The sequence below is a fragment of the Aminobacter sp. Piv2-1 genome (assembly GCF_037625995.1).
Taxonomy (GTDB): Bacteria; Pseudomonadota; Alphaproteobacteria; order Rhizobiales; family Rhizobiaceae; genus Aminobacter.
Window position 1 is genome coordinate 86,408 of sequence record NZ_JARKMU010000008.1, and the last position, 26,479, is coordinate 112,886.

General features: G+C 65.6%; 23 protein-coding genes, 1 tRNA gene and 1 pseudogene. 11 read left to right on the forward strand and 14 right to left on the reverse strand.

Features of this window, described 5'->3' with window-relative positions; genetic code table 11:
- Positions 1–34: 34 nt before the first annotated feature.
- Both AmiPiv_RS15870 and AmiPiv_RS15875 read right to left on the reverse strand, forming a co-directional pair.
- A complete protein-coding gene (locus AmiPiv_RS15870; RefSeq protein ID WP_340038453.1) occupies positions 35–565 on the reverse strand; it encodes a 2-oxo-4-hydroxy-4-carboxy-5-ureidoimidazoline decarboxylase in 531 nt (176 codons plus the stop codon).
- A gap of 126 nt (positions 566–691) precedes the next feature.
- Positions 692–1,624: a sugar phosphate isomerase/epimerase family protein gene (locus AmiPiv_RS15875; protein WP_340038454.1), complete on the reverse strand. Its 933-nt coding sequence runs from the start codon at positions 1,622–1,624 to the stop codon at positions 692–694.
- Between the two features lie 170 nt (positions 1,625–1,794).
- On the opposite strand from AmiPiv_RS15875, the gene AmiPiv_RS15880 reads away from it, so the two are divergent.
- Positions 1,795–3,972 carry a malate synthase G gene (locus AmiPiv_RS15880; RefSeq protein ID WP_340038455.1) on the forward strand — a complete coding sequence of 726 codons (2,178 nt, stop codon included), beginning with the start codon at positions 1,795–1,797 and terminating at the stop codon, positions 3,970–3,972.
- A gap of 128 nt (positions 3,973–4,100) precedes the next feature.
- Positions 4,101–5,657 carry a VOC family protein gene (locus AmiPiv_RS15885; RefSeq protein ID WP_340038456.1) on the forward strand — a complete coding sequence of 519 codons (1,557 nt, stop codon included), beginning with the start codon at positions 4,101–4,103 and terminating at the stop codon, positions 5,655–5,657.
- Between the two features lie 13 nt (positions 5,658–5,670).
- Here the strand turns inward: AmiPiv_RS15885 and AmiPiv_RS15890 are convergent, their stop codons facing one another.
- From AmiPiv_RS15890 to AmiPiv_RS15900, 3 genes are all read right to left on the reverse strand, one after another.
- Positions 5,671–6,624, reverse strand: coding sequence for a ring-cleaving dioxygenase (locus AmiPiv_RS15890; RefSeq protein WP_340038457.1), 954 nt, complete (start codon positions 6,622–6,624; stop codon positions 5,671–5,673).
- 60 nt (positions 6,625–6,684) lie between these two features.
- Positions 6,685–7,005 carry a 2Fe-2S iron-sulfur cluster-binding protein gene (locus AmiPiv_RS15895; protein ID WP_340038458.1) on the reverse strand — a complete coding sequence of 107 codons (321 nt, stop codon included), beginning with the start codon at positions 7,003–7,005 and terminating at the stop codon, positions 6,685–6,687.
- 72 nt (positions 7,006–7,077) lie between these two features.
- Entirely contained in the window at positions 7,078–8,334 is a 1,257-nt protein-coding gene (locus AmiPiv_RS15900) for a cytochrome P450 (RefSeq protein ID WP_340038459.1), read from the reverse strand.
- Between the two features lie 173 nt (positions 8,335–8,507).
- On the opposite strand from AmiPiv_RS15900, the gene AmiPiv_RS15905 reads away from it, so the two are divergent.
- Positions 8,508–9,338 carry a helix-turn-helix transcriptional regulator gene (locus AmiPiv_RS15905; protein WP_340038460.1) on the forward strand — a complete coding sequence of 277 codons (831 nt, stop codon included), beginning with the start codon at positions 8,508–8,510 and terminating at the stop codon, positions 9,336–9,338.
- Between the two features lie 103 nt (positions 9,339–9,441).
- Complete coding sequence (locus tag AmiPiv_RS15910) at positions 9,442–10,245, forward strand: arginine deiminase family protein (protein ID WP_340038461.1); 804 nt, start codon at positions 9,442–9,444, stop codon at positions 10,243–10,245.
- Here the strand turns inward: AmiPiv_RS15910 and AmiPiv_RS15915 are convergent.
- The 6 genes and pseudogenes from AmiPiv_RS15915 to AmiPiv_RS15940 all read right to left on the reverse strand — a co-directional run bounded on the left by AmiPiv_RS15915 (position 10,216) and on the right by AmiPiv_RS15940 (position 15,349).
- Positions 10,216–11,249 (reverse strand): annotated as a pseudogene (locus AmiPiv_RS15915) (MDR family oxidoreductase). The gene AmiPiv_RS15910 and the pseudogene AmiPiv_RS15915 overlap by 30 nt on opposite strands.
- Before the next feature lie 208 nt (positions 11,250–11,457).
- Entirely contained in the window at positions 11,458–12,648 is a 1,191-nt protein-coding gene (locus AmiPiv_RS15920) for a metal transporter (protein ID WP_445206970.1), read from the reverse strand.
- Between the two features lie 5 nt (positions 12,649–12,653).
- Positions 12,654–13,784, reverse strand: coding sequence for a multicopper oxidase domain-containing protein (locus AmiPiv_RS15925; protein ID WP_340038463.1), 1,131 nt, complete (start codon positions 13,782–13,784; stop codon positions 12,654–12,656).
- Positions 13,785–14,153: 369 nt separating this feature from the next.
- Positions 14,154–14,327: a hypothetical protein gene (locus AmiPiv_RS15930; protein WP_340038464.1), complete on the reverse strand. Its 174-nt coding sequence runs from the start codon at positions 14,325–14,327 to the stop codon at positions 14,154–14,156.
- 409 nt (positions 14,328–14,736) lie between these two features.
- Positions 14,737–14,812 (reverse strand) — tRNA-Ala (locus AmiPiv_RS15935).
- Between the two features lie 150 nt (positions 14,813–14,962).
- On the reverse strand, positions 14,963–15,349 hold the full coding sequence (locus tag AmiPiv_RS15940) for a TIGR02300 family protein (protein WP_340038465.1): 387 nt from the start codon (positions 15,347–15,349) through the stop codon (positions 14,963–14,965).
- Positions 15,350–15,543: 194 nt separating this feature from the next.
- On the opposite strand from AmiPiv_RS15940, the gene aroA reads away from it, so the two are divergent.
- The 5 genes from aroA (at position 15,544) to AmiPiv_RS15965 (ending at position 21,527) form a co-directional block, all read left to right on the forward strand.
- Complete coding sequence (aroA, locus tag AmiPiv_RS15945) at positions 15,544–16,896, forward strand: 3-phosphoshikimate 1-carboxyvinyltransferase (protein ID WP_340038466.1); 1,353 nt, start codon at positions 15,544–15,546, stop codon at positions 16,894–16,896.
- Positions 16,897–16,922: 26 nt separating this feature from the next.
- Complete coding sequence (locus AmiPiv_RS15950) at positions 16,923–17,624, forward strand: SDR family oxidoreductase (protein ID WP_340038467.1); 702 nt, start codon at positions 16,923–16,925, stop codon at positions 17,622–17,624.
- 19 nt (positions 17,625–17,643) lie between these two features.
- Positions 17,644–18,282: a (d)CMP kinase gene (gene cmk / locus AmiPiv_RS15955; RefSeq protein WP_340038641.1), complete on the forward strand. Its 639-nt coding sequence runs from the start codon at positions 17,644–17,646 to the stop codon at positions 18,280–18,282.
- 170 nt (positions 18,283–18,452) lie between these two features.
- Positions 18,453–20,150, forward strand: a complete 1,698-nt coding sequence (rpsA, locus tag AmiPiv_RS15960; protein WP_340038468.1) for a 30S ribosomal protein S1 — start codon at positions 18,453–18,455, stop codon at positions 20,148–20,150.
- A gap of 234 nt (positions 20,151–20,384) precedes the next feature.
- Positions 20,385–21,527, forward strand: a complete 1,143-nt coding sequence (locus AmiPiv_RS15965) for an alpha/beta hydrolase (protein WP_340038469.1) — start codon at positions 20,385–20,387, stop codon at positions 21,525–21,527.
- Positions 21,528–21,571: 44 nt separating this feature from the next.
- Here the strand turns inward: AmiPiv_RS15965 and AmiPiv_RS15970 are convergent, their stop codons facing one another.
- The 3 genes from AmiPiv_RS15970 to AmiPiv_RS15980 are packed head-to-tail and all read right to left on the reverse strand — an operon-like array spanning position 21,572 to position 24,528.
- Entirely contained in the window at positions 21,572–22,279 is a 708-nt protein-coding gene (locus AmiPiv_RS15970; RefSeq protein ID WP_340038470.1) for an SDR family NAD(P)-dependent oxidoreductase, read from the reverse strand.
- Between the two features lie 33 nt (positions 22,280–22,312).
- Positions 22,313–23,887: a 5-guanidino-2-oxopentanoate decarboxylase gene (locus AmiPiv_RS15975; protein WP_340038471.1), complete on the reverse strand. Its 1,575-nt coding sequence runs from the start codon at positions 23,885–23,887 to the stop codon at positions 22,313–22,315.
- Complete coding sequence (locus AmiPiv_RS15980) at positions 23,884–24,528, reverse strand: TetR/AcrR family transcriptional regulator (RefSeq protein WP_340038642.1); 645 nt, start codon at positions 24,526–24,528, stop codon at positions 23,884–23,886. The genes AmiPiv_RS15975 and AmiPiv_RS15980 overlap by 4 nt, the downstream gene beginning before the upstream one ends.
- 234 nt (positions 24,529–24,762) lie before the next feature.
- Between AmiPiv_RS15980 and AmiPiv_RS15985 the strand changes: the two genes are divergently transcribed.
- Together AmiPiv_RS15985 and AmiPiv_RS15990 are read left to right on the forward strand one after the other, a co-directional pair.
- On the forward strand, positions 24,763–25,575 hold the full coding sequence (locus tag AmiPiv_RS15985; protein WP_340038472.1) for an ABC transporter ATP-binding protein: 813 nt from the start codon (positions 24,763–24,765) through the stop codon (positions 25,573–25,575).
- A 54-nt stretch (positions 25,576–25,629) separates the two neighbouring features.
- Positions 25,630–26,406 carry a transporter substrate-binding domain-containing protein gene (locus AmiPiv_RS15990; RefSeq protein WP_340038473.1) on the forward strand — a complete coding sequence of 259 codons (777 nt, stop codon included), beginning with the start codon at positions 25,630–25,632 and terminating at the stop codon, positions 26,404–26,406.
- Positions 26,407–26,479: the final 73 nt, after the last annotated feature.

Here is a 26,479-nt window from a genome sequence, read left to right on the forward strand (position 1 = left end):
CCAGAGGGCGAGCCTCGAAGGAAACATTGGCAATTCAGGCCGCGAAGCGGGCCTCGACCTGAATCTCGGCCAGCAGCTCGACCTCGCCATAGGTGACGGCGAGTTCGGTCTGGCGATCGGTATGGATACGTGCCTCCAAGGCGGCCTGGAGCTGCGCGGTTGTGTAGTTGCGCACCACGAAGATGGCGTCGAAGCCGAATTTTTCGACATAGGCGCCGAGCAGTTCCAGCAGCCTGCCCTTCTGATGGTCCGTCATGGCGTCGAGGCTCGCCGCCTGGCTTTCGTCGGCGACGACCTTGGCTGCCTCGATCCGCGGGTCGAGCGGCGTGTAGCCCTTGAGCACCTCGAATTTCTCGGTGTCGCTTGCGGCGCGAAACTCCGCCCGCAGGATTTCAAACAGACCGCGAGACGTGTCCGCGGCGGAATCGAGCCCCTTGTCGAAAGCGCGCCCGGCCAGCAGCGTTCCATTGCGGAAGCAATTGCCGAACGTCTCGAGGAATGCCTGTCTTTGCATCCGCGACGGCAGCGGCTGCGATGGGCTGTTGCCAGAGGGACTGACGGACACTCGGCTCTCCTTCGGGTGACTGGCGCGGTCGCCTACCGCGCAAAAATGGGTGCTTGAAAGGTGTGCATGCCCAAACTGGGCTGTAATCGTTGCCTGAAATTGTCGTCGAACATTCGGCGGAAAAGCCTATCGGGGCCAGTTGGCGACGGCCCGCGGCAGCCGGGCGACAGGTGCAGCCTGGTCCCACGGCACGTCGCGCGTCCCGAATTTCGCGGCCATGGCCAAAACGGCCGCAAACTCCTCAAGAGCGACGGGCGGCTGCCGCTTCAGCCAATCCCGATCGAAGACCGGCATGGCGAACTGGCCTGCATGCATCTCGAACCACACCGTGCGATCAGGCAGTATCGACCTGATCGCATCCCAGTCGACAAAGCCTTCGCCGAGTGGCGCAAGGAAGCGGCGGATGCCACCCTCTTGGAACCGGACGACCGCGTCGTCGACATAGGTCTGGGCGGCATATGGCGCGACGCGCCGTGCGGCGGCGACGGGATCCTCAAGGCGGCAAAGCACGTTGACCGGATCGAAGGCGATGCCCAGCACGTCGGAGCCGACCCGCTCGACCAGGGCCACGATCTCGGCCGTCGCGATCTCCTCATGGGTCTTGAGCAGCAGCTTCGAGCCGTTCCGGCGCAGGGCAGGCGCACAGCGCAAAAGCAGTTCGGCAACGCCATCGAGCTGGGTCCGCCAGCTCACATCGACCTCGAAGCGATCCTCGATCATGCCGATGATGAAGAACATGTCGTGAATGCCGATGCCAGCGGCGAGCGTCACCAGACGCTCGATGCCCGCCTGCATGTCGCCGCCGCCGGCGTCGACGATCGACTGGCTGCGGGCGGGAAGCGTCGGGTTGACGATGCCGAGCATCGACGAGATTTTCAGCCCAAGCCTGTCGGCCTCGGCGCGGACGGCCGTCATTTCGGCTGCATCGAGCGTCGGACTGACGTCGAAGAGCGAATTGAACAGGAGCCCCTCCAGGCCCAGTTCCGCCACCTGGCGGAGCGCCGCGGTCGCCTTGAGTGTGCGGCCGTTCGGCAGGGAACTCTTGATGATGCCGATCATGCTGCGACCTCGTCGGACAAATTCTGGATGTGCCACGCCTTGTTAGCGAACCACAGTCCCGCAGCTGGCATTTGCAGCGTATGGGCACTATCTTGTATCATAAAATCCTTGTCAATGGATACAATCTTTGCCATCAGCATCGACAGAACCGAGTTTGGAAGGAGCCCCAGATGACCAGGAATTATGAAAGCGTCGCCGGCCTGTCGGTCGATCCGGCGCTGCGCGCCTTCGTGGACAATGAAGTGCTGCCGAGCGCTCGCGTCGATCCGGCGGCCTTCTGGTTGGGCCTGGCGGAGATCGTTCGCGACCTGGCGCCGCGCCATCGCGAGTTGCTCGCCATCCGCGACGACCTGCAGGCAAAGATCGATGCCTGGCATCGCGAGCGGAAGGGCAAGCCACACGACGCGAGCGCCTACGAGCAGTTTCTGCGCGACATCGGCTATCTGGTGCCCGCACCCGCAGCCGACGCCTACCAGGTGGCGACCAAGAACGTCGACGCCGAGATCGGCACCGTTGCCGGTCCGCAACTGGTGGTGCCGCTGTCGAACGCCCGCTATGCGCTGAATGCCGCCAACGCGCGCTGGGGTTCGCTCTATGATGCGCTCTACGGCACCGACGCGATTGCCGAGACCGACGGCGCCGAGAGGGGTACGGCCTTCAACCCGGTCCGCGCCAAAAGCGTCATCGCCTACGCCCGCGCCTTCCTCGACCAGGCGGTGCCGCTGGCTTCGGGCAGCCATGCCGATGCCACCAGCTACATCGTCGAGCGCGGCAAGCTCCAGGTCATGCTGGCAGACGGCGCGAAGACCGGGCTCAAGGCGGCAGCGCAGTTCGCCGGCTTCGCCGGGCCGCGCCACGAGCCGAAGAGCGTGCTGCTGATCAACAACGGCCTGCACATCGAACTGGTCGTCGACCGCGAGCACGCGGTTGGCCAGCTCGACGCCGCCGGCATCGCCGACGTGATCATCGAGGCGGCGATCTCGATCATCATGGACCTCGAGGACGCGGTAGCCGCCATCGACGCCGAGGATAAGGTCACCGTCTACCGCAACTGGCAGCGCCTGATGGACGGCAGCCTGAGTTCCGAATTCGCCAAGGGCGGCAAGACCATCACCCGCAGGCTGGTCGGCGACCGTGTCTTCACCGCGCCCGGCGGCGGCACTCTCACGCTCAATGGCCGCTCGACCATGCTCGTGCGCAATGTCGGCCACCACATGTTCACCGATGCGGTGCGCGACGAGGCCGGCAAGCCTGTGCCCGAGGCGATCCTGGACGCGGCCATCACCGTCGCCAGCGCCGCACAGGACATCCGCGGCGAGAATGCGGTGCGCAACAGCCGCACCGGCTCGGTCTACGTCGTCAAGCCCAAGATGCACGGCCCCGACGAGGTCGGCCTGTCGGACGCGCTGTTCAAGCGCATCGAGGAATTGCTCGGCCTGCCGAAATACACCATGAAGATCGGCGTCATGGACGAGGAGCGCCGCACCTCGGCCAACCTCGCCGCCTGCCTGTCCAAGGTGCGTGACCGCACCGTCTTCATCAACACCGGCTTCCTCGACCGCACCGGCGACGAGATCCACACCTCGATGGAAGCAGGCCCGATGCTGCGCAAGAGCGAGATGGCGGACACCGCCTGGCTCGCGGCCTATGAGGCCAACAACGTCGATGTCGGCATCGCCCGCAACCTTCCCGGCCGCGCCCAGATCGGCAAGGGCATGTGGGCCGCACCCGACCAGATGGCGGATCTGATCGAGCAGAAGATCGCCCATCCCCGCGCTGGCGCCAGCACCGCCTGGGTGCCGACGCCAACGGCAGCCGTGCTGCATGCCATGCACTACCACCTAGTTGACGTGTCGGCCGTCCAAGACCAGCTGCGTGGCAGGGAGCAGGCGTCGCTCGCAGACCTGTTGACCATTCCGCTGGCGACCCGTGGCTACACGGCCGACGAGATCGAGGCCGAGCTCGAAAACAACCTGCAGGGCCTGCTCGGATATGTCGTGCGCTGGGTCGACCAGGGCGTCGGCGTGTCGACCGTGCCCGACCTCGACGACGTCCGGCTGATGGAGGACCGCGCCACGCTGCGCATCTCAAGCCAGCACGTCGCCAACTGGCTGCACCACGGTATCGTCGGCGAGGCCGAGGTGCGCGAGACGATGAAGCGCATGGCCGTCGTGGTCGACCGGCAGAACGCCGAGACCGAAGGCTACAGGCCGCTGTCGCCCGGCTTCGACAGCCCGGCCTTCAAGGCAGCCGAGGACCTGGTGTTCATGGGCCGCACCCAGCCCAATGGCTATACCGAGCATGTGCTGCATGCCCGCCGCCGCGAGGCCAAGGCGCTGTCGGCCTGAGGCCAGCAGGGTGAGATCGAAAGGCCCCGCTCGTCGGGGCCTTTTCTCATTGCATGGCGGTTCGCCGGTTGCGCCTCCCGCCTCGCTGATGGAATGTCGGCCGGAAGCAAACCGGCCGGAGGTGCGTAATGGGCACAGGCATCCATCACATCACCCTCATCACCCGCAAGGTGCAGGCCAATGTCGACTGCTATGTCGGCTTCCTCGGGCTCAGGCTGGTCAAGCAGACCGGCGGCTATGAGGACGCGACGCAGCTGCACCTGTTCTATGGCGACGGTGCTGCCAATCCCGGCACGCTGATCACCTTTCTCGTCTGGGAGGACGGCGCGCCGGGCCGCGTCGGCCATGGCCAGCCCAGCGAGATCGCGCTCGGCATCGATCCCGCCAGCATCGGCTTCTGGCTGACGCGGGCGCTGTCCCATCACATCGAGATCTCGGGCCCGAAGGAAGAGATGGGCGAACCGACGCTCAGGCTCAAGGACCCCGACGGGGTGATCGTCAAGCTGGTCGGCGTCGCGGGCTTTCCGGCGCCGGCGGCCTGGGACGGCTCGACGGTTCCGCAGGAACACGCCATCCGCCGCATCCGAGGCGCCACCATCATGACCGAGGTGCCGGAGCTGACCGAAAGCTTCGTCACCAGGCATTTCGGCTACCGGCCGGAGAAAAGCACGGAATTCATCCGCCGGCTGGTGTCCGATTCCGGCGACATCATCGACGTCAGGGACGCCAAGGGCTTCTGGTCGAGCGCACCCGGCACCGGCACCATCGACCACATCGCCTTCCGCGCCCGCGACACTGAACAGGTCGAGGCCGTGCATGCCGAACTCGCCAAGGGCAATTCCTCGATCACCAACGTTCACGACCGCAAATATTTCTACTCGCTCTATGTGCGCGAGCCGGGCGGCACGCTGTTCGAGCTGGCGACCGACGCGCCAGGCATGATGGTGGACGAGGCACCGGCCGACCTTGGCACCCATCTCTTCGTGCCGCCCAACCGGGCCGACAAGATCGACGAATTGAAGGTGATACTGCCGCAGTTCTCCTGGCCGGGCGAAGAGCGTGTCATCTATCGCGAGCTGCCCTTCGTGCATCGCTTCTACACACCCGAAACTCCCGACGGCACGATGATCGTCTTGCTGCACGGCTCCGGCGGCAACGAGACCAGCCTTCTGCCCTTTGCCGCCAAGGCCTCCCCCAACGCGACGCTTCTGGCGCTGCGCGGTCGCGCCACCGACGAGGGTACGCCGCGCTGGTTCCGCCGCTTCTCGGCCAACAAGTTTGACCAGGCCGACATCAGGTCCGAGGCCGAGGCGCTGGCAGCCTTCGTCGACGGCGCCATCGAGGCTTACAGGCTCGACCCGCAAAAACTTGTCTTCCTCGGGCATTCCAACGGCGCCAACATGATTGCCGCGACCATGCTGCTCCACCCGCATGTCATCCGCCGCGCCGCGCTTCTGCGCGCGGCGATGGTGCTGGAGCAACCACCTGTGGCCGACCTGACGGACGCGAATGTGCTGCTGGTCGCCGGCGATGTCGACGTGTTCAGCAGCTTCGGCCCCGAACTCGCCGGTCTGCTGCGCGATGCCGGCGCCGATGTCGACGCCCGCACCATTTCGTCCGGCCACGCCTTCGAGGACGCCGACATCGGGATCGTCAGGGAGTGGCTCGCCGCCCGCGGCCTCTAACGGCGACGAGACGCTAACTCAGCGGCTTGAGCTTGGCCTCGATCGCGGCGCGCTTGCCCTCCAGGAACGGCGGCAGCGACAGGCGTTCGCCCAGGCTCTCCATCGGCTCGTCGACGGAGAAACCCGGCCCGTCGGTGGCGATCTCGAACAGCACGCCGGCGGGCTCGCGGAAATAGAGCGAGCGGAAATAATAGCGCTCGACCTCGCCGCTCGACGGCAGGCGGAACTCCTGCAGCCGCGCCGTCCACTGGTGGATCTGCTCGACATCGGGGGTGCGGAAGGCGACGTGGTGGACGCCGCCGGCGCCCTGCATGGCCGGGTTGAGCTTCGGCTGCACGGCGACATGCAGCTCAGCCGCCGGCCCGCCCTCGCCCATCTCGAAGGCATGGACATGGCCCTCGCCGTCGGGCGAGGCGAAATCGCGCACCTGGCGCAGGTTCATCACCCTGGTCAGCACCAGTTCGGTGCTGGAGAGGTCGGGCACGCTGATGGTGATCGGCCCGAGCCCCCTGATCTGGTGCTCGGCGGGAATGCTGCTGCCGGACCATTGGTTGGCCGGCCCCTTGCCGCCATCATCGACCAGCCGCAGGCGCTGGCCTTCCGGATCCTCGAAATCGACGGTCCTGTGCCCGCCGACCTCCCTGATCTCCGAGGTCTCGACGCCCTTGGCCGCAAGATGCTCGCGCCACCAGACAAGTGACGCCTCACTGGGGACGCGCAAGCCGGTGCGCGAGATGCTGTGGGTGCCGCGACGCTCGCGCCCCACCGGCCAGTCGAAGAAAGTCAGGTCCGAACCTGGGCTTGCTTTGCCATCGGCGTAGAACAGGTGATAGGCGCTGGTGTCGTCCTGGTTGACGGTCTTCTTGACCAGCCGCATGCCCAGAACCTGCGTGTAGAAACGCAAATTGCCGGGGGCGTCGGCGGTGATCGCGGTCAGGTGATGGATACCCGTCAGTTGCAGCGTCATCAGAGCCTCCTGTTGCCGGGAAGCCCTAGAGATAGCGTCTTTAGGCCGGGGCGGCCAACCTCAATATTGCTCGCGCGGCAGGTGCACGACCAGTCCGTCGAGGGATGCCGACATCTTGAGCTGGCAGGTGAGGCGGCTGCGCTCCGTCGGGTTCATCAGGCATTCGATCATGCCCTGCTCGGAATCGTCCGGCGCCGGCAGCTTTCCGGTCCAGCTGTCGTCGACATAGCAGTGGCACGTGCCGCAGGCGCAGGAGCCGCCGCATTCGGCGAGGATCTGGTCGATACCGTTGGCGACCGCCACCGACATGACGCTCTGGCCAGCATTGGCGGTGAGTTCCCTAGCCTTTCCGTCGGCGTCGACGAAGGTTACGCGGTACATTTTTGTCTCCTGGAGCAATTCGGCAAAAGTGCGCAGCGGTTTTGCGTCCGAAATTGCGCAACAACAAAAACATCAGGCAGGCGTCAGCGCCAGGCGCAGCGCCTTGGGGCCGCGCACGGACAGGCCGGGCTTGTATTGGGGCTCGGCTTCGGCAAGCGAAATCGACTTCAGCCGCTTGATGAGCGTGGTGAAGATCACCTCCATGTCGAGGCGCGCCAGATGATTGCCGAGGCAGAAATGGGCGCCGCCGCCGAAGGCGAGGTGACGGTTGGGGTTGCGGCCGACATCGAAGCTGCCGGCATCGTCGCCGAAGGCGGCGGGGTCGCGGTTGGCCGCGCCATAGAGCAGGCCGAACTTGGTGCCGCGCGCAAAAGCCTTGCCACCGACGACGCAATCGGTGGTCGAATAGCGGTGGAAGAAGGGCAGCGGCGACTCGAAGCGAAACATCTCCTGGATCGCCGTGTGGATCAGGCCCGGGTCGTTTCGCAGGCGCTCCATCTGGTCGGGAAAGCGCAGCAGCGCATGCATGCCCGAGCCCAACACGTCGATGGTCGAGCCGTGGCCGGCCATCAGGATCAGCATGCAGGTCGAGACCAGCTCGTCCTCGTTGAGGTGGCCGGCGTCCTGTGCGGCGATCAGGCGGGTGATCAGGTCTTCCTGCGGCGCGGCGCGGCGCTCGGCCATCAGCTTCTGCAGGTAGTGATAGAACTCGGTCGTCGCCTTTTCGGCGGTCGTCTTGCGCTCGTCGTTGCGGTCGATGTCGAAGAACTTGACCACGTTCTCCGACCAGACCCGCAGCTGCGGACAGTCCTCGTCCGGCACCCCGAGCACGCGGCCGATGATGTGGCCCGGCACCTGGGCGGCGAGGTCCTCGACAAAGTCGATCTCGCCCTTGTCGATCAGGCCGTCGACGAGCTTGTCGACGAAGCTCTGGATCATGCCGCGCTGGCGGGCGACGAAGGCGGGCGTGAACTCGCGGAACACCTGCTTGCGCAGCCGGTCGTGCACCTCGCCGTCGCTGTCGAGCATGGAGAATTGCACGAAGCGGGAATGATGCGGCATGTCGTGCCAGTTCTGGGCGCGCTTCTCGGCCTCGATCTCCTCATGCGACATGAAGAACTCGGGCGACCGCACTATGGAATTATCGCGGGCGATTGCAGCGACGTCGTCAAAGCGGGCGACCAGCCACATGCCGAAATCGGGGAAGAACTGCGGCTCGCCCTTGTCGCGCAGCGCCGCATAGGCCGGATAGGGGTTCTGGGCGAAGGCGGTCGACAGGGGCTCGAATGCCGCGCCGTGTACGCTTGCCTTTGGGGTAGCGGTCGCCATCTGGTCGCTCCAATGGATATGGATTGCCGCCGCTATGCGGCAGCCTGCCTAGGCTAGCTGCAATCCTGCCAATAGGAATGCACCGCAGTCGCGCATTGATGGATAAAACTCGCATCGCCATCCGCATACCGTTACAACGCAGGCAACAGATTGCATGATCGGCCTGCGCAAAAATGACCGACGACCACAGCGACGAGATTCTGTTCCACACGCCGGGACGGCATGCGGAAGCCTATCCCTACAAGGTCCTGGTCGCCGGGCGCACCCGCTTCACCGCCGACAACGGGCTGGTGACGCGCCGCTTCCATCACCACACGTTGATCCTGACCATCTCCGGGCGGGGACTGATCGAGGTCGCGGGTCAGCGCTTCGCCGCCCAAGCCGGCAGCGTCGTCTGGCTCGACACGGCGATGCAATATGCCCATGGCTGCCACGCGGACGCCGACCACTGGCGCTATCTCTGGATGAGCATCGACGGCCATGGGCTCGACGTGGTGTTTGCCTTCCTGCGCGTCGGCCAGTCGCCGGTCTTCGCTGGATCAAGCGCAGCAGAGCCGCTGTTCGAACAGTCGATCGCCATGCTCGCGCGTCGCAACCAGACCACTGATGCGCTGTCGAGCGCCGTCGTCGGCCAGCTGGTGGCGCTGCTGGTCGTCGAGCGCGGCGAGCTGGAGGAGGACAGCGGCGAGCGCATCCAGCGGCTGATGCGGGCGCTGCGGGCCGACATCGCCCGCAACTGGCAGATCGAGGACATGGCCGCGATCTCCAGCCTCAGCGCCTCGCAGCTGCATCGCCAGTTCCGCCAGAAGACCGGCACGACGCCGATGGACTGGATGCGCCATGAACGCATGAACCAGGCCAAGCGGCTGCTCACCTCCTCCGACGCCAAGATCTCGGCCGTGGCGTCGAGTTCCGGCTACGCCGACCCCTATCATTTCAGCCGTGACTTCCGACGCATCGCCGGCCAGTCGCCGAGCGAGTTTCGCCGAGCGCGGGGGCAGTAGAGAGCAACCGCGCCACCGCCTTTTCTGGACCATGCCGTGCCCGTCGACAGGCCCCGCCAATTCGGGCAGGTTGAGGCGGACACCCCGGAGCGAGCGCAGCGATATGACATCAAGGCCAGCCGTCTACGAATTCAACGCGGCGATCGTGCGCGAGCCGTCACGCTCCGTCGTCAACGGCCTGCGCGCCGACGACCGCGGCAACCCGACCTATGAGGGCGTGAAGGCAGAGCATGCGGCCTACATCGCGGCAATGCGGGCGGCGGGTGTCGAGGTGACGGTGCTGCCGGCGCTGGAGGCGTTTCCGGATTCGATCTTCGTCGAGGACCCGGCGCTCGTCTTCCCTGAAGGTGCTGTCCTGCTCAGGCCGGGCGCGGAGACGCGCGTCAAGGAAACCGTGGAGATCGCGCCGACGCTGAAAGCGATGTTCGGCACCGTGCTCGACCTGCCCGTGCCGGGCTATGCCGACGGTGGCGACGTGCTGACGACGCCCAAGAGCGTGATGATCGGCCTTTCGGCCCGCACGGACCGCGCCGGCGCCAAAGGGCTGATCGACAGCCTCGAGCGCCTCGGGCGCAAGGGCGAGATCGTGCAGACGCCCGAAGGCGTGCTGCACTTCAAGACCGACTGCTCGCTGCTCGACGACGAGACCATGCTGACCACCGAAAGGCTGGGGCGCTCGGGCGTGTTCTCGGGGTTCCGGCAAGTGACGATCCCCGCTGGCGAGGAGCCGGCGGCCAATGCGCTCCGCGTCAACGGCGTTGTGATGGTCGGCTCGGACTATCCGCGCACCATCGAGATGCTCGACAAGCTCGGCTACAGGGTCGTACCGCTCAAGACCACGGAGATCGGCAAGATCGACGCCGGCCTGTCCTGCATGTCACTGCGCTGGCATCGCCACGCCAGCTGAACCGCTTTCAACGCTGATCTCGATGACGACGCGGCCGCGCACCTGGCCGGCAACGATGCGTTCGGCGAGGGCGGGCAGGTCGCTCATCGGGTGCACCTCGGTCATCGCCGCTAGCTTGTTCCGGTCGAGATGGGCAGCCAGTGTCTGCCAGGCCTTCTGGCGCCTGGCCAAGGGCGCGAAGACGGAATCCACGCCGATCAGCGCCACGCTGCGCAGGATATGCGGCATCACGGTGCCCGGCAGGTTTGCGCCGCCGGCCAGGCCGCAGGCGGCGACCACGCCGCCATAGACCGTCTGCGCCAGCACGTTGGCAAGAGTGGTCGATCCGACCGAATCGACGGCGCCGCTCCAGCGCTCCTTCTGCAGCGGCCTCACCTCGCCTGCGAGTTCGGCGCGATCGACGAAGGAAGCAGCGCCAAGCCCGCGCAGATAGTCATGCGTTTCGGCCCGCCCGGTCGAGGCGACGACATTGTAGCCCTTGGACGACAAGAGGCTGACGGCGGTGGAACCGACGCCGCCGGCAGCACCCGTCACCAGCACCTCGCCCTTGCCGGGCTGGATGGCGCCCCAGGCCTCGAGCGCATCGACGCAGAGAGCCGCCGTATAGCCGGCGGTCCCTATGGCCATCGCCTGCTCCATGGTGAAAGCATCGGGCAGGGGGATCAGCCATTCCGGCTTCAGCTTCTGGAAGCGGGCGTAGGCGCCCCATTCGGTCTCGGACATGCCCCCCAGCCATTGGCGACGACGCGGTCGCCGGGCTTCCAGGCTGGCGAGCGCGATTCGACGACGGTGCCGGCAATGTCGATGCCGGCGACCATCGGCAGGCGGCGGGCTATACGGCCCTTGCCGGAGATGGCGAGGCCATCCTTGTAGTTGAGGCTCGAATAAGCGATTTCGACCAGCACATCGTGGTTGGGCAGGTCCGCCTTGGTGATTTCGCGGAAGCCGGCACGCGGCTTGCCGTCGACGTCCTCGATCATCAGCGCGGTGAAGATGTCGGTCATGAGGCTCTCCAGGGCTCGTAAGGTCAGCATACCCCAACTGCGGGCGGCCGGCTTGCCGTACTTCGATCGCAGGAGGGTTGCTTGAGGAACTGGCACGGTGCCCGTCCTTCGACCCGGCCATCGTGGCCGGGTCGTCCAACGCCGGCAAGCGCCGGTCCGGCTTCGAGATGCCTGGTGAGTGCGACAGCCCGACTGGCTGCCGCGCGCCCTAGATCTTCACCAGCATGGCGGTGACGTACATGAAGCCTGCACCGGCGAGCAGGCCGGCCATGGCGCTGGGAGCCAGGAGCGCTCGCGATCCTTCGCCGCGATCTCTCGCAAGCATCGCCCCTACCTCCACGATGACCTGAAGGATCGCGCCGGCGCCGATGGCCAGGGCCAGCGCTGACCATTGCGGCGCATAGGCGAGGCTACCGATCCACAGCCCGACGACCGCGGGCGCGCCGGCGAGCAGGGTCAGCGCGGCGAACGCCCACAGCGGCGGGCGCTGTTTGAGAATGGGCGCGGCGATGCCGATGCCTTCGGTGATGTTGTGCAAGGTGAAGCCCAGCACCAGGAACGTGCCCAGGCCCGCAGCGCCAGCGGCGAAGGCCGCGCCGATGGCGAGCCCCTCGCCGAGATTGTGAAGCCCGATGCCGAGCGCGATGAAGGTGGCAAGCGCCAATCCCCGCGGGGCTCCCTTCCAGCGACCGACCGCCAGCAGCAACAGGAAGCTGGCGGTGGCAGCCAGGACGACCATCGTCGAGCCCTGGAACAGCGCCGCCGCTTCGCCTGCAAGTTCGAGTGCGTCTGCGAAGGCGTCCACGAACAAGAATGCAAGCAAGCCGACGGTCAGGGAAAGCAGGAAGGTCATTCCGTCGCGTCCGACACCACGCAGAGCCGGGTAGAACATCAGTCCAATGGCGACAGGCAATATCCCCACGAAGCCGCCCAACAGGATCTGCGAGGTCAGGCTTATGGTGTCCCGTGTCGGCGTCGGCACCGCCACGGGGATCTCATGCGCGAATGTCGCGCCGGTATTGGTGACGATATTGATCGCGTGCGCCTCGCCCAGCACCCAGGGGAACGGCACGCTGATCCAGGCCGTATCTCCGCGCGCAAGGGGGCCGGAAGGCTCCTGAGTGAACTGCCAATAGGCGTCGTCCACCTGGACCTGGGCTATTTTCATCGGCTCGGACCCGCCGGCACGCACAAGCACGCGGATGCCGTTGCCGTCGAGGATCGTGCGTTCGAAGGTGATCGCCTCGACCGGCGGCGCACCGTTGCGGAACGCCGACAGGGGGTCGGCCGCGATCAGCCAGGCGACCGCAAGCGCAAGAATGGCCAGCGGCACGGCGATCCAGAGCAGATAGGCGCGGCGCGGCACCGTGGCGCCCGCATCGGGGGAAGAACCGGCAATATTGGTCACGAAATGGCCTCCACGACATCGAACATGCCGACCCAGCCAAGTTCGGTGAATTCCGACTGGTGGGCATGGAACATGTAAAGGCCGGGTTCGTGCTCCTTGAAGCTGAACTCAAGGATGCCGCGTTCGGCCTGGCATTGGGTGATCAGGTCGACCGTCCGGAGTGTCGGCGTCAGCGTCGTGCCCTGGTTGTAGTAATCGAAGAAATTGCCATGGAGATGGAACGAGTTGATGGGATCGAACTCCACCACGTTGATGAGATAGACGCGGATCGGTTTGTCCTTCACCACCCGGATCGGCTTTTTCGCGTAGGCGTGGGCAATCGAGTTGGCCGCGTAGACCTCGTTCTCGTTGTCGAAATTCGTGTCGAAGGCGTTCATCACCATCACGAATTCCTGCCAGCCCGCGTTCTCCGGGCTACCGAGCAGCCGCGAGCGGGCGACCGCCTCGTAGTCGGGATGCCGGGCTGGGTCCGGATCGATCACGAAGGCGCCGTACATGCCCTTGTGGATATGCCGCTTCAGCGGCAGCGCATGGCAGTGATAGAGATGGCAGCCGAACGGCCTGGCATCGAATTCGTAGACGAACTCCTCGCCCGGTCCGATCAGGCCGGCCCCGGGCACGCCGTCCATGCGGGCGGCGTGGATACCATGGAAATGGATGGAATGCGGGTGCGAGCCGCCGTTCTTGAAGACGACCCTCAGCCGCTCGCCTTCCGTCGCACGCAGCGCGGGGCCGGGCACCCGGCCATTGTAGGTCCAGGCCGGGAAGAAGATGCCGGGCGCGATCTCGATCTCCTTGTCCTCGGCCGTCAGCTCGAAGGTACGCAGCGTCCGTCCGTCGGGCAGCGTGGACACCGTGCCGGTCTCCCACTCCGAAAGCAACAACTCAGGGTCAAACCCGTTGCGCGCGTCGTCGACTTCGCCAACCGTGATCATCGCACCATGAGCAGCGTTGTGGGCCGGCGGCTCCTGCCCGCCGGGGGCCACTGCGGCTCCATGGCCGGTGTGTCCGGTTTCGCCGCGGGCAGTGCCTGCGGCGATCGCCGTGCCGCCGGCAGCGGCGAGCCCGCCCGCCAGAAGCAGCCGCCGATCGATCTTCTTCCGCAGCCACAATTTCGTTTCGTTCACGCCCCTACCCTTCTGCAATTGCAAACCATTCGCAACAAATAGCATAGGCTTCCAGCTTTGGCTACACCTCTCATCGCAAGCGGCGCCAATCGGCAGACCGCCCCGCGAGGAACAGCGGGGCAGGCGCGGAAGCGCACCTCCAGCCTAGCCCGCCGTGAATTACATGCACGCCTGCGGCACACCCGCAGCGAGCACCGCGGAGCGAGCAGCCATGCATTGAACCGCAGGCTGTCAGTGCGGACTTGGCTGGTCGCAGACCGCGCATATGCGTTTCGGAATGGAATGCCACGAACGGCTCGCAGGTACCTGGCGATGCGCGCTGGAAGCTGCCGCCAACGGTCGAGAACAGTCGAACCGCGCCCGGCAGGTTCACACCGAAAATGATTGCCCGAGGCTCTCCATCGCCACGACCTGGCCAGCTCCCGCCATCGTCTGCATGGCCCGGCGGACACCCGGAATTGGAAACGCGCCAGCCGAGCAGGCGTAAGCGGTGAGGCATGCGCTCAGCGCGACAAGCTGGAGAAACGACGATACGGTGCTCATGGTCTTCGCCAGTCAAAAGCTATCCGCCTGAAGCGCGGACCGCTTCAGCGAAGCTACGGATTGTTGTGCCTGCGAATGTTCGGAAGCGGTCGTCCTGTCGACCCAAATCCGAGTATGCTATATTCATAGCATGAATTTCATTTTCATTCTAGTGAATTTTGAATCGCAAGAGCAATTCTGTCAGCCGATGGCAAGGCCGGCGACCCGTCGGCCGGCGAATCGGTAGCCCGATCGCAGCAACGCTTACGGTTCGGCGCATGCCGTCGACATCGAAAAGAACGAGAAGCCGCCTTCTCGGGGCTTCATCGTCAGAATAGCGCCTTGGATGACGGCAGATGCGGACACCCGCAGCCGGACCACGGACATTTCCATGCCGACCTGGAGAAAATCAAGCGAGCGGAAGAAGATTTGGTGGAGCCAATCGGAATCGAACCGACGACCTCTTGAATGCCATTCAAGCGCTCTCCCAACTGAGCTATGGCCCCACACCCGGCATTGAGCCGGCGCCGTTTCCGGCGAAGAGGTCGGCGCGGATTTTGTGGCCCGCGCCGTATTTGCAGGGCGGCTTCTAGCGCCGCATTCTGCCCTTGGCAAGCCTTGTTCGAAACCTTTTTTCGGTTTCTCCCAAAGGCCTGTCAGATCTCGTCTTCGTCGTCGCCGACGCCGATCATGTCGGAGACGTCGTCGTCTTCCTCCTCCTCGTCGGCGAGGAAGGTGTCGTCGTCATCGTCGCCGAGGTCAACGTCGTCGTCGCCCATATCCGGCAGGTCGTCGGAACCGCCCTTGGCTTCGTCGTCGGCGTCTTCCAGCGAAACGACTTCCGCGCCTTCGTCCTCGGTATCCAGTTCCTTCTGGTCGACGTCTTCCTCTTCATCGAGGATCGGCGCCTTGCCGTCGTCGAAATAAGAACGCGGATAGGTCTTGCCCGTGTAGGGGGAGACGATCGGGTCCTTGTTCAGGTCGTAGAATTTGCGGCCCGTTTCCGGGTCGATACGCTTTGTGCCAAGCTCGGATTTTGCCACGTCAGGCCTCGTCTTTGTAGAAGTTGGTCCCCTTAGCGGCAGTTTGCGGCGCTGTCAAAGCCAAATCCCGGGCGATTCGGCCGAGCCGCAAATCCTTGCCGCGCAAGGGGGATGACCGCCATGGCAATCGATGCTACGACACCGCCGCAATCGTTGGGAAAGCCCGCCCAAGGCATTCCGCAAGAGGAACAATCATGTCGCACAACGCCGTGCCGCAGCCGGCCGTCGCCCGGAAGTCGCAACCCTTGTCCGGAACCGCCCGCGTGCCGGGCGACAAGTCGATCTCGCACCGGTCCTTCATGTTCGGCGGCCTCGCCGCAGGCGAAACCCGCATCACCGGCCTGCTGGAAGGCGAGGACGTCATGCGCACCGGCGAAGCCATGAAGGCGATGGGCGCCCAAATAAAAAAGAGCGACGGCGAATGGATTATCAAGGGTACCGGCAACGGCGCCCTGCTCCAGCCCGAAGGCCCGCTCGATTTCGGCAATGCCGGCACCGGTTCGCGCCTCACCATGGGCCTGGTCGGCACCTACGACATGGAAACCACCTTCATCGGCGACGCCTCGCTGTCTGGCCGGCCGATGGGTCGCGTGCTCGACCCGCTGCGCCAGATGGGCGTGCAGGTGATCGATGCCGCCCCCGGCGACCGCATGCCGCTGACGCTGCGCGGCCCGCGCCAGGCAGCCCCCATCACCTACCGAGTGCCGATGGCCTCGGCGCAGGTGAAGTCGGCGGTACTGCTCGCCGGTCTCAACACGCCGGGCATCACCACGGTCATCGAGCCGGTGATGACGCGCGACCACACCGAAAAGATGCTCAAGGGCTTCGGCGCCAACATCGAGGTCGAGACCGATGAACAGGGCGTCCGCCACATCTTCATCGAGGGCCAGGGCAAACTGACCGGCCAGGTCATCGCCGTTCCGGGCGATCCGTCCTCGGCGGGCTTCCCGCTGGTGGCGGCCCTCATCGTGCCGGGCTCGGACGTCACCATCGAAAACGTGCTGATGAACCCGACCCGCACCGGCCTCATTACCACGCTGATCGAGATGGGCGGCAAGATCGACATCCTCAACCGGCGCAGTGCCGGCGGCGAGGACGTGGCCGATCTGCGCGTGCGCGGCTCGGAACTGAAGGGCGTCAAGGTTCCCGCCGAGCGCGCTCCGTCGATGATCGACGAGTATCCGGTGCTTGCGGTCGCGGCCTCCTTCGCCGAAGGCGAGACGCTGATGCAGGGGCTCGAGGAACTGCGCGTCAAGGAATCCGACCGCCTGGCAGCCGTCGCCCGCGGCCTCGAGGCCAACGGCGTCGACTGCACCGAAGGCGAGGTGACCTTGTACGTGCGTGGCGCGCCCGGCGGCAAGGGCCTTGGCGGCGGCACGGTGAAGACGCATCTCGACCACCGCATCGCCATGAGCTTCCTGGTCATGGGTCTGGCGTCGGAAAAACCTGTCACGGTCGACGACCAGACCATGATCGCCACCAGCTTCCCCGAGTTCATGGGGCTGATGGCTGGGCTCGGGGCGGAGATCGAGCGTGCAGTCGCCTAGTCTGGCCAAGCAACAGGGAGCGCAGCATGCCCGGTAAGGTAGCAATGATCGTCGGCGGCGGCAGCGGCATGGGTGCTGCAGCGGCCAAGAAGCTGGCGGCAGAAGGCTATTCGGTTGCCATCCTGTCCTCCTCAGGCAAGGGCGAGGCGCTCGGCAAGGAGCTCGGCGGCATCGGCTTCACCGGCTCCAACCAGTCGAACGAGGACCTGAAGCGCTTCGTCGACCTGACCATGGACAAATGGGGCCGCATCGACGCACTGGTCAACGGCGCCGGCCATGGCCCTCGCGCTCCGCTTCTGGAGATCACCGACGAGCAATGGCACGCCGGCATCGACGTCTATTTCATGAATGTCGTGCGCGCAGTGCGGCTTGTCGCTCCGGTCATGGTCGCCCAGAAGGGCGGCGCCATCGTCAACATCTCGACCGCCTGGGTCAGCGAGCCGGCGGCGATGTTCCCGACTTCGGCGGTCGCTCGCGCCGGCCTCAACGCCTACACTAAGCTTTTCGCCGACCAGTACGCCCAGCACAATGTCCGCATGAACAACGTGCTGCCGGGCTGGATCGACAGCCTGCCACAGACCGACGAGCGTCGCGCCGGGGTGCCGATGCAGCGCTACGGCCGCTCGGAAGAGGTTGCCGCGACCATCGCCTTCCTGGCCTCGGAGGCTTCAGCCTACATCACCGGCCAGAGCCTTAGGGTCGACGGCGGCCTGATGCGCGGCATCTGAAATGCAAACCGCGCGACCGATGCCGAACTCCATCACCATTGCCATCGACGGCCCGGCGGGCGCCGGCAAGGGTACGCTCGCGCGGCGCCTGGCCGACTACTACCACCTCGCCTTGCTCGACACCGGGCTGACCTATCGCGCGGTCGCGCACATGCTGATTGAGAAGGGCTGGCCGCTCGATGATGTCGGCCACGCCATCGAGGCAGCGAAGCTCGTCGATCTCGGGCAGCTGGACCGCAAGGTGCTATCGGCGCATGCCGTCGGCGAGGCGGCCTCCAAGGTGGCGGTCATCCCCGAGGTCCGGAAAATCTTGGTCGACAAGCAACGCGAGTTCGCCCGCGCGCCGCAAGGGGCGGTGCTCGACGGCCGCGACATCGGCACCGTCGTCTGCCCCGATGCCGACGTGAAGCTCTATGTCACCGCCAGCGCCGAGGTTCGCGCCCAGCGCCGGCTCGCCGAGATCGAGGCCAATGGTGGCACCGCCGATTTCGCCGGCATCCTGGCCGACATCGAGCGCCGCGACGAGCGCGACACCGGCCGCGCCGATTCGCCATTGAGGCCCGCCGACGACGCACACTTGCTCGATACGTCGGAAATGGATATAGAAGCCGCGTTTTCTGCAGCCAGGGACATCGTCGATCGGGTCCTCGGAAGCTGAGAACAGGCTGAAATCCCCGGATTTCGCCGCTTAACCGACCTGCCAGCATTCTTCTTGCGCCGATTTGCCGCTTCAGGCGGCCAAGGGCTTTCAGCCCGGAATGCAGGCAGGCCAACGCAACACGAACCCACGGCGCCGCTCCCGCAAGACGGGACGCACCAGGAGATCCAATGTCACAAGCTAATCCCTCCCGCGACGATTTCGCGAGCCTGCTCGAAGAGTCCTTCTCGGACGGTCACTCGGGCGAAGGCCAGGTCGTCAAGGGCATCGTCACGGCCATCGAAAAAGACATGGCCATCATCGACGTCGGCCTGAAGGTCGAAGGCCGCGTGCCGCTGAAGGAATTCGGCGCCAAGGGCAAGGACGGCCAGCTCAAGGTCGGCGACACCGTCGAGGTCTATGTCGAGCGCATCGAAAACGCGCTTGGCGAAGCCATGCTGTCGCGCGACAAGGCTCGCCGCGAAGAGAGCTGGGTCAAGCTCGAAGAGAAGTTCACCAAGGGTGAGCGCGTCGAAGGCGTCATCTTCAACCAGGTCAAGGGTGGCTTCACCGTCGATCTCGACGGCGCCGTTGCCTTCCTGCCGCGTTCGCAGGTCGACATCCGTCCGATCCGCGACGTCACCCCGCTCATGCACAACCCGCAGCCCTTCGAGATCCTCAAGATGGATCGCCGTCGCGGCAACATCGTCGTGTCGCGCCGCACCGTTCTCGAAGAGAGCCGCGCCGAGCAGCGCTCCGAGATCGTCCAGAACCTCGAAGAGGGTCAGGTTGTCGAGGGCGTGGTCAAGAACATCACCGACTACGGTGCGTTCGTCGACCTCGGCGGCATCGACGGCCTGCTGCACGTCACCGACATGGCTTGGCGCCGCGTCAACCACCCGACCGAAATCCTCAACATCGGTCAGTCGGTCAAGGTGCAGATCATCCGCATCAACCAGGAAACCCACCGCATCTCGCTCGGCATGAAGCAGCTCGAGAGCGATCCGTGGTCGGATATCGGCACCAAGTTCCCGATCGGCAAGAAGATCACCGGTACCGTCACCAACATCACCGACTACGGCGCGTTCGTCGAGCTCGAGCCGGGCATCGAAGGCCTCATCCACGTTTCGGAAATGTCGTGGACCAAGAAGAACGTGCACCCCGGCAAGATCCTGTCGACCACCCAGCAGGTCGACGTGGTCGTGCTCGAAGTGGATCCGGCCAAGCGCCGCATCTCGCTCGGCCTCAAGCAGACGCTCGAGAACCCGTGGGAGGCTTTCGCCCGCAACCACCCGGCTGGTACGCAGGTCGAGGGCGAGGTCAAGAACAAGACCGAGTTCGGTCTGTTCATCGGCCTCGACGGCGACGTGGACGGCATGGTGCACCTCTCGGACCTCGACTGGAACCGTCCGGGCGAGCAGGTCATCGAAGAGTACAACCGTGGCGACATGGTCAAGGCTCAGGTGCTCGACGTCGACATCGAGAAGGAGCGCATCTCGCTCGGCATCAAGCAGCTCGGCCGTGACTCGGTCGGCGAAGCCGCGACCTCGGGCGAACTGCGCAAGAACGCCGTCGTGACCTGCGAAGTGATCGCGATCAAGGACGGCGGCCTCGAAGTCCGTCTGGTCGAAAGCGGCATCGAGACGTTCATCAAGCGTTCCGACCTGTCGCGCGACCGCGACGAGCAGCGCCCCGAGCGCTTCGTCGTCGGCCAGAAGGTCGACGCCCGCGTCATCGCCTTCGACAAGAAGACCCGCAAGCTGCAGGTCTCCATCAAGGCGCTGGAAATCGCCGAAGAAAAGGAAGCGGTTGCCCAGTACGGCTCGACCGACTCCGGCGCTTCGCTCGGCGACATCCTGGGTGCTGCCCTGAAGAACCGCGGCAACTAAGTAGCCCGGGCTTCAAGTCAGCCGACATCGAAACCCCGCCGGAGCGATCCGGCGGGGTTTTTTCTTGTTTCGGCCAGACCGCGACGAGATTGCGAAGCCGAAGTGATGCCGGAATGCTTCAGGACGAAAGCAGAATTCATCGCCGCGCCGTCGTGCGGCCGCCTCTGCGGTTGCCGCAGCGGGGAATTGCTGCTCTTAAATCGCGGGATTGCTGCCCGCGTTCAGAGCCAGACCATGCCCAAGTTGCGTTTTCTGACGTTTGTCCTGGTGTTTCTGGTCCTGTCGGGCTGCGGCGGCCGGGCAGTGCTCGGCCTCGACGACGGCAAGGAAGGCGAATCGGCTGCCGTCGTGCCGATCTATGTCGCGACGATGCGGGCCCGGTCGAACGACCTGTCGCTGCCCTATTCGTCCGAGCGCGCCAAACAGCTCAACTTCGCCAAGTTCGAGATCGGCATCCCGAAGACGCATGTCGCCGGCGAGGTCGAGAGCGCCAGCCGCTCGCCCAGCCCGGCACGCAACTTCGTCGCCCGCACCTTCCAACCCTATGACGAGAAGGCTGAGTTCGTCGCCGCCCTCGACGCCGACCTGATGCGCCGTCCCGAGTCCGAACGCGAGATCTTCATCTTCGTCCACGGCTACAACAACAATTTCGCCGACAGCATCTTCCGCAACGCCCAGATCATCCACGACTACAAGGTCAAGTCGGTGGCGCTGCACTATGCCTGGCCGTCGGCCGGCTCGCTGCCGCTCTACGTCTATGACCGCGACAGCGCCGCCTACAGCCGCGACGGCCTCGCCGACACCATCGAGATCGCCGCGCGCACCAAGGCCAAGCGCATCGTGCTGGTCGGCCATTCGATGGGCAGCTATGTGGTGATGGAGGCGCTGCGCAGCCTGTCGCTCAGCGGCCGCGACAAATACATCAGCCGCATCAACGGCCTCGTGCTGGCTGCGCCCGACATCGACATGGACGTGTTCCAGAGCCAGATGCGCGATATCGACGACCTGCCGGATCCGTTCACGATCCTGGTGTCAACGCGCGACAAGGCGCTCAACCTGTCGGGCGGGCTGACCGGCGGCCATCCGCGCGTCGGCTCCGGCGCCGATGTCGCCGCCCTGCAGGCCGAGAACATCACCGTGCTCGACACGTCCAATCTCGACGGCGGCAGCCACGGCGTCTTCGCCAGCTCGCCGACGCTGATGGCGCTGACGGCCAAGGGCGGACTGATGAACGACGTCACCGACAGGGGCGAAGGCGCGCCGGCCGAGACGATCCTGGCCGATGGCGGCCAGGTCATCAAGGGCGCTGCGTCGCTGGTCATCTACCTACCGGCGCGGCTGCTCGGCGTGCCGAATGGCGGCCTGCTGACGCAGTAGGCCAACAGGCTTCTCGATCGAACCGGGCGGAGGTTGGCTGCGTTTCAGGCGCGCCCGTAGATCGCCGCAACCGTGCCGCTGGTGACGAGATTGGCCGGCGAGGCGAGCTGGGCGATCGCGGCTGCAGCTGCCTCGAGGCTGACCCACTTGGCGAAATCGGCCTTCGGCATGTCGTCGCGGTTGGCCTTGGTGTCGAGCGTCGACGGCGCCACCGCATTGACCAGGACGTCGGCGCCCTTCAACTCCTCGGCGAGGGCCACCGTCAGCGCCGCGACGGCCGCCTTGCTCGCCGCATAGGCAACCATGCCGCCGCCCTTGCGCGGCTCGATGCCGGCACGGGCCGAGACGTTGACGAGGCGACCGCCCGCCTTGCCTGAGATCATCGACCGGGCCGCAGCGCGGCAGCACAGGAAGGCGGTGCCGGCATTCATGTTCATCATCCGGCCGAACTGGTCGGGGTCGACGGTTTCGATCGCTCCCATGTCGAAGCCGCCTGCCACATGGATCGAGGCCCACAGGCCAGGAATGGCGTCGTAGAAGGCGTCCACCGCCCTGGCATCGGTCAGATCGACACCTGTCGCGATGTGCACCCGTTCGTGGCCTGAGAACTCGAAATCGTCAGGCACCGCCTTCCGGCTGACCGGCAGGTGGCAGATTGCGCCCTCGGCCAGCAGGTGCCTGGCCACCGCCGCGCCCAGCGCACCGGTCGCGCCAGTGACGACGACGTGCCGGCCTTCGAAACTCTTCGTCATGATGGACCCCCGCAGTGAGCCGCGACGCGCCGCCTATTCCACGGCAATTTCTATCAGACAAGGCTTTCCCGTCGAGCGTGCCTTCTTCAGGGCGCTGCCGAGGGCTGCGATATCGGTTAGGCGCTCGGCCCCGAGCCCGTAGGCCTGGGCAATCAGCGCAAAATCCGGCGGCACCGGCGACACACCGACCGGCTCGACGCCGGCATCGAGCATCGAGGCCTCGATCTCGCGATAGCCGCGGTTGTTCCAGACGACGAAAATCACAGGGGCCTCGGCGTCGAGTGCGGCGCCCAATTCCGGCATGGTGAACTGGAAACCACCGTCGCCGCTGAGGCAAACCACCGGCGCATCCGGCACGGCCAACGCCGCGCCGATCGCCGCCGCCGGCCCGAAGCCGAGCGCGCCGTAGCCGGTCGCGGCGTTGAACCAGCCGCCCGGCCGGTCATGGTCGTAATAGAGATTGGCGGCATAGATGGGCTGGGTGGAATCGCCGACGATGATCGCTCCCGGCAGGGCGTCTCGGATCGCCTCGACGGCACTCACCTGCTTCCGCATGGCGGGACCGATCTCCTGCCATGCCGCCTCGCGGGCGGATCGGGCGCGCAGGGCGCCTCCGGCCTGGCTGGCTGCACCGATGTCGGCGCCCAGCTCCGCAAGTGCTGCTCCGGCATCGGCCAAGATCGAAACCGCCGCGGGGCGCCGGGCTAGCTGCATCTCGTCGACGTCGATGCGGATCAGGTTCTTCGGCATCACGAAGCCGCCGTCGCCATACATGTCGTAGTCGGTCGGTCCGAACTCGGTGCCAGCGGCGACGACCAGATCGGCCTCCGCCATCAGCGCCCTGACCGCCTTGAGGCTCGGGCTCGCCGGAACGTTGAGCGGATGGCCATGGAGCAATCCGCGGCCGTTGGCTGACGTGACGACCGGCGCGTCGAGCTTTACGGCCAGTGCCTTGAGCTCAGCCTCGGCCCGGCGCGCCCCGCCACCCGCCAGGATCAGCGGCCGCTTGGCCGCGCTGACCAAGGGCCGCGCTTCAGCGAGCGCGCGCTCGCCGGGAACATGCGCAACAGCACGCTTCGGCAATGGCCGCAGCCCCGCCGCCGGCTTGCCCATGACATCGAGCGGGATCTCGATATGCACCGGTCCCGGCCGCCGCATTGCGAAAATCTCGAACGCCCTTGCAATCGCGCCGGGCAGTTCGGCTGAGTCGGTTATCCGCCGCGACGACAGCGCCACCTTCTCCATCATGCCGCGCTGGTCGGGCAGTTCGTGCAGGTAGCCCAAGCCCTTGCCCAGGGTGGGCATGGCGTTGACGCCCGAAATCACCAGCATCGGCACCGAATCGGCGCGCGCCTGCGCTATCGCGGTGATCGTGTTGGTCAGGCCCGGCCCGGTGATCACGAAGGCGACGCCCGGCTTGCCCGAGGCACGGGCATAGCCGTCGGCCATGAAGCCCGCGCCCTGCTCGTGGCGCGGCGTGACATGGCGGATCCTCGACTTTGCCAGCCCGCGATAGAGTTCGATCGTGTGCACACCGGGAATGCCGAACACCGTGTCGACGCCATGCGCCTCGAGCAGCCCTATCAGCGCCTCGCCGACCGTCGTCATGCAGCCTTCTCCCGCAACTTCAAACCCAGCAATGTCTCCACCGAGCTGACGCCAACCTCGCTCAGCTCGCTCGCGCCAAACATGTCCCCGGCGAGGCAGCCTTCTATCCAGAGCCCGTCGATGATGGCGTTGATGGCGATGGCGTGGCGACGCAACTCGGCCCCGCCCGCCCGCCCGCCCGCCTCGGCGAGCACCTCGGCCACCAATGCTTCGACCTCGTCGCGAAATCCCAAATAGCCGGCGCGGTGCGCAGCCCCAAGCGCGGCGTCCGAACCCGCGCGCCCGATGAAGCTCGCCCACAGCGAAAAGCTACGCGCGTCGACGACAGGGGGCACGAGGCTGGCTTCGACGAAGGCTGCGAGCCGGCGGCGCGGCGCCCGCTCGACATTTTCGAGGGCCGATTTCGCCAGCTCGGTCATGCGACCCATGACGGTTGCGTAGGCCGCCTGCAACAGGTCTTCCTTGCCCGGAAAATAGTGCCTGATCAGCCCGGCGGTGACGCCCGCACGCAATGCGATGGCACGAACCGTGGCGCCGGCCAGCCCATTTTCGGCGACGCAGTCCAGCGTCGCCTCGATCAGGTCCTGCCGGCGGCGCTCCTCGCCTTCCCGGCGGAATTTTCTCCGCGCGGCGACTGCCATGTCCACCTTCGCTTCTTCCGGAAAAATCGCCGAACTTGGCCCTTCCAGTATTTATACACTTGCATAACAAGGCGGCAAGTGCCGTAATGGAGGCACAAAAGAGCGCGGGATGCGATGCCGTTGACGCCGCCGGGCGGGACGGCCATCCTAACCGCCAGGGGAACATCGCGACGCAACCATGAGCAGCCGATTGCCAGCTGACGGGAAGACGTTGACGCGCCGGAGCCATCGCTGATGGCTGCCGTCGACGCAGCCCGGCCCCCGATCCACACCGACGGCACCGCTGCCGAAGCCATCCACGTCGAGAACCTGCACAAGCGGTTCGGCCAGTTGCATGTGTTGAAGGGCGTGTCCCTTTCGGCGCGCGACGGCGAGGTTGTGGCGATCATCGGCGGCTCAGGCTCGGGCAAGTCGACGCTGCTGCGCTGCATCAACTGCCTGGAGAACCCGACGAGCGGCATCATCCGCGTCAACGGCGAAGAGATTCGCCTCAAGCCCAACGGCCGCGGCGACTGCGTGCCGGCCGACCGCCGCCAGATCGAGCGCATACGCTCGCGGCTCGGCATGGTGTTCCAGAGCTTCAATTTGTGGAGCCACATGACGCTCATCGAGAACGTCATCGAGGTGCCCGTGCACGTGTTGGGCATCAAGCGCACCGAGGCGATTGCCGAGGCCGAGCGCCTGCTCGCCCGCGTCGGCCTTGCAGAGAAGCGCGACGTCTATCCGGCGTTCCTGTCGGGCGGCCAGCAGCAGCGGGCAGCGATTGCCCGGGCGCTCGCCATCCAGCCGCGCGTCATGCTCTTCGACGAACCGACCTCGGCGCTCGATCCGGAGCTGGTCGGCGAAGTGCTCAAGGTCATCGGCGATCTCGCCCGCGAAGGCCGCACCATGGTGCTCGTCACGCATGAGATGAAGTTCGCCCGCGAGGTGGCGACCCACGTCATCTACCTGTGCAACGGCCAGGTCGAGGAAGAAGGTCCGCCCGAGCAGATCTTCGGCGCCCCGAAATCAGAGCGGCTCAAGCAATTCATCCGCAGCATCGGATAGCGCGGAGGAAGATCAGGGGAACATCCGAACAACGAAATAGACGGGAGTGAAAGCATGAAAGCACTGCTTGCAACTGCGGCCTTCGCCCTTGCGATGGGCTTCGCCGGCGCCGCCAGCGCCCAGGCGATCAAGGTGGGCATGGCGCCCGAGCCCTATCCGCCCTTCGCCTCGCCCGACGCCTCCGGCAAGTGGGGCGGCTGGGAGATCGACATGATCAACGCGCTCTGCGCCGAGGCCAAGCTGGAGTGCGAGATCAGCATGACCGCCTGGGACGGGCTCATCCCCGCGCTCAACTCCAAGAAGATCGACGCGATCATGAACTCGATGTCGATCACCGAGGAGCGCAAGAAGTCGATCGATTTTTCGGACAAGTACTACAACACGCCGACCGGCATCATCGGTTCCAAGGACGCCAAGTTCGACGCCACGCCAGAAGGGCTGAAGGGCAAGATCCTCGGCGTCCAGGTGTCGACCGTGCATGAGGCCTATGCCAAGAAGCACTTCGCCGACGTCGCCGCCGAGATCAAGATCTACCAGACCCAGGACGAAGCCCAGGCCGACCTGGCCGCCGGGCGCATCGATGCGGTCCAGGCGGACTCGCTGTCGCTCAAGACCTTCCTGGACAGCGAGCAGGGCAAGGCGTGCTGCGACCTGAAGGGCGACGTCGCCGAAGATCTCGAAGTGCTGGGGCCGGGCGTGGGTGTCGGGCTGCGCCAAGGCGATAGCGAACTCAAGGACAAGTTCAACGCCGCCATCAAGGCGATCCGGGACAACGGCAAATACGCCGAGATTACCAAGAAATATTTCGACTTCGACATCTACGGCAAGTGAGCGACGCCGGCGGGGCGCCTCGCGGTCTAGGCCCCCTCACCGCCTCGCTGTGCTCGGCACCTCTCCCCCACTT

Excerpts from the sequence above, each read along its gene's own strand:
- AmiPiv_RS15875 (WP_340038454.1), bottom strand. The coding sequence starts at position 1,624 with ATGATCGGCATCATCAAGAGTTCCCTGCCGAACGGCCGCACACTCAAG.
- AmiPiv_RS15980 (WP_340038642.1), bottom strand. The coding sequence starts at position 24,528 with ATGGCAGTCGCCGCGCGGAGAAAATTCCGCCGGGAAGGCGAGGAGCGC.
- AmiPiv_RS15880 (WP_340038455.1), top strand. The coding sequence starts at position 1,795 with ATGACCAGGAATTATGAAAGCGTCGCCGGCCTGTCGGTCGATCCGGCG.
- AmiPiv_RS15890 (WP_340038457.1), bottom strand. The coding sequence starts at position 6,624 with ATGACGCTGCAACTGACGGGTATCCATCACCTGACCGCGATCACCGCC.
- AmiPiv_RS15975 (WP_340038471.1), bottom strand. The coding sequence starts at position 23,887 with ATGACGACGGTCGGCGAGGCGCTGATAGGGCTGCTCGAGGCGCATGGC.
- cmk (WP_340038641.1), top strand. The coding sequence starts at position 17,644 with ATGCCGAACTCCATCACCATTGCCATCGACGGCCCGGCGGGCGCCGGC.
- aroA (WP_340038466.1), top strand. The coding sequence starts at position 15,544 with ATGTCGCACAACGCCGTGCCGCAGCCGGCCGTCGCCCGGAAGTCGCAA.
- AmiPiv_RS15900 (WP_340038459.1), bottom strand. The coding sequence starts at position 8,334 with ATGGCGACCGCTACCCCAAAGGCAAGCGTACACGGCGCGGCATTCGAG.
- AmiPiv_RS15905 (WP_340038460.1), top strand. The coding sequence starts at position 8,508 with ATGACCGACGACCACAGCGACGAGATTCTGTTCCACACGCCGGGACGG.
- AmiPiv_RS15895 (WP_340038458.1), bottom strand. The coding sequence starts at position 7,005 with ATGTACCGCGTAACCTTCGTCGACGCCGACGGAAAGGCTAGGGAACTC.
- AmiPiv_RS15965 (WP_340038469.1), top strand. The coding sequence starts at position 20,385 with ATGCCCAAGTTGCGTTTTCTGACGTTTGTCCTGGTGTTTCTGGTCCTG.
- AmiPiv_RS15910 (WP_340038461.1), top strand. The coding sequence starts at position 9,442 with ATGACATCAAGGCCAGCCGTCTACGAATTCAACGCGGCGATCGTGCGC.
- rpsA (WP_340038468.1), top strand. The coding sequence starts at position 18,453 with ATGTCACAAGCTAATCCCTCCCGCGACGATTTCGCGAGCCTGCTCGAA.
- AmiPiv_RS15950 (WP_340038467.1), top strand. The coding sequence starts at position 16,923 with ATGCCCGGTAAGGTAGCAATGATCGTCGGCGGCGGCAGCGGCATGGGT.
- AmiPiv_RS15930 (WP_340038464.1), bottom strand. The coding sequence starts at position 14,327 with ATGAGCACCGTATCGTCGTTTCTCCAGCTTGTCGCGCTGAGCGCATGC.
- AmiPiv_RS15970 (WP_340038470.1), bottom strand. The coding sequence starts at position 22,279 with ATGACGAAGAGTTTCGAAGGCCGGCACGTCGTCGTCACTGGCGCGACC.
- AmiPiv_RS15990 (WP_340038473.1), top strand. The coding sequence starts at position 25,630 with ATGAAAGCACTGCTTGCAACTGCGGCCTTCGCCCTTGCGATGGGCTTC.
- AmiPiv_RS15885 (WP_340038456.1), top strand. The coding sequence starts at position 4,101 with ATGGGCACAGGCATCCATCACATCACCCTCATCACCCGCAAGGTGCAG.
- AmiPiv_RS15985 (WP_340038472.1), top strand. The coding sequence starts at position 24,763 with ATGGCTGCCGTCGACGCAGCCCGGCCCCCGATCCACACCGACGGCACC.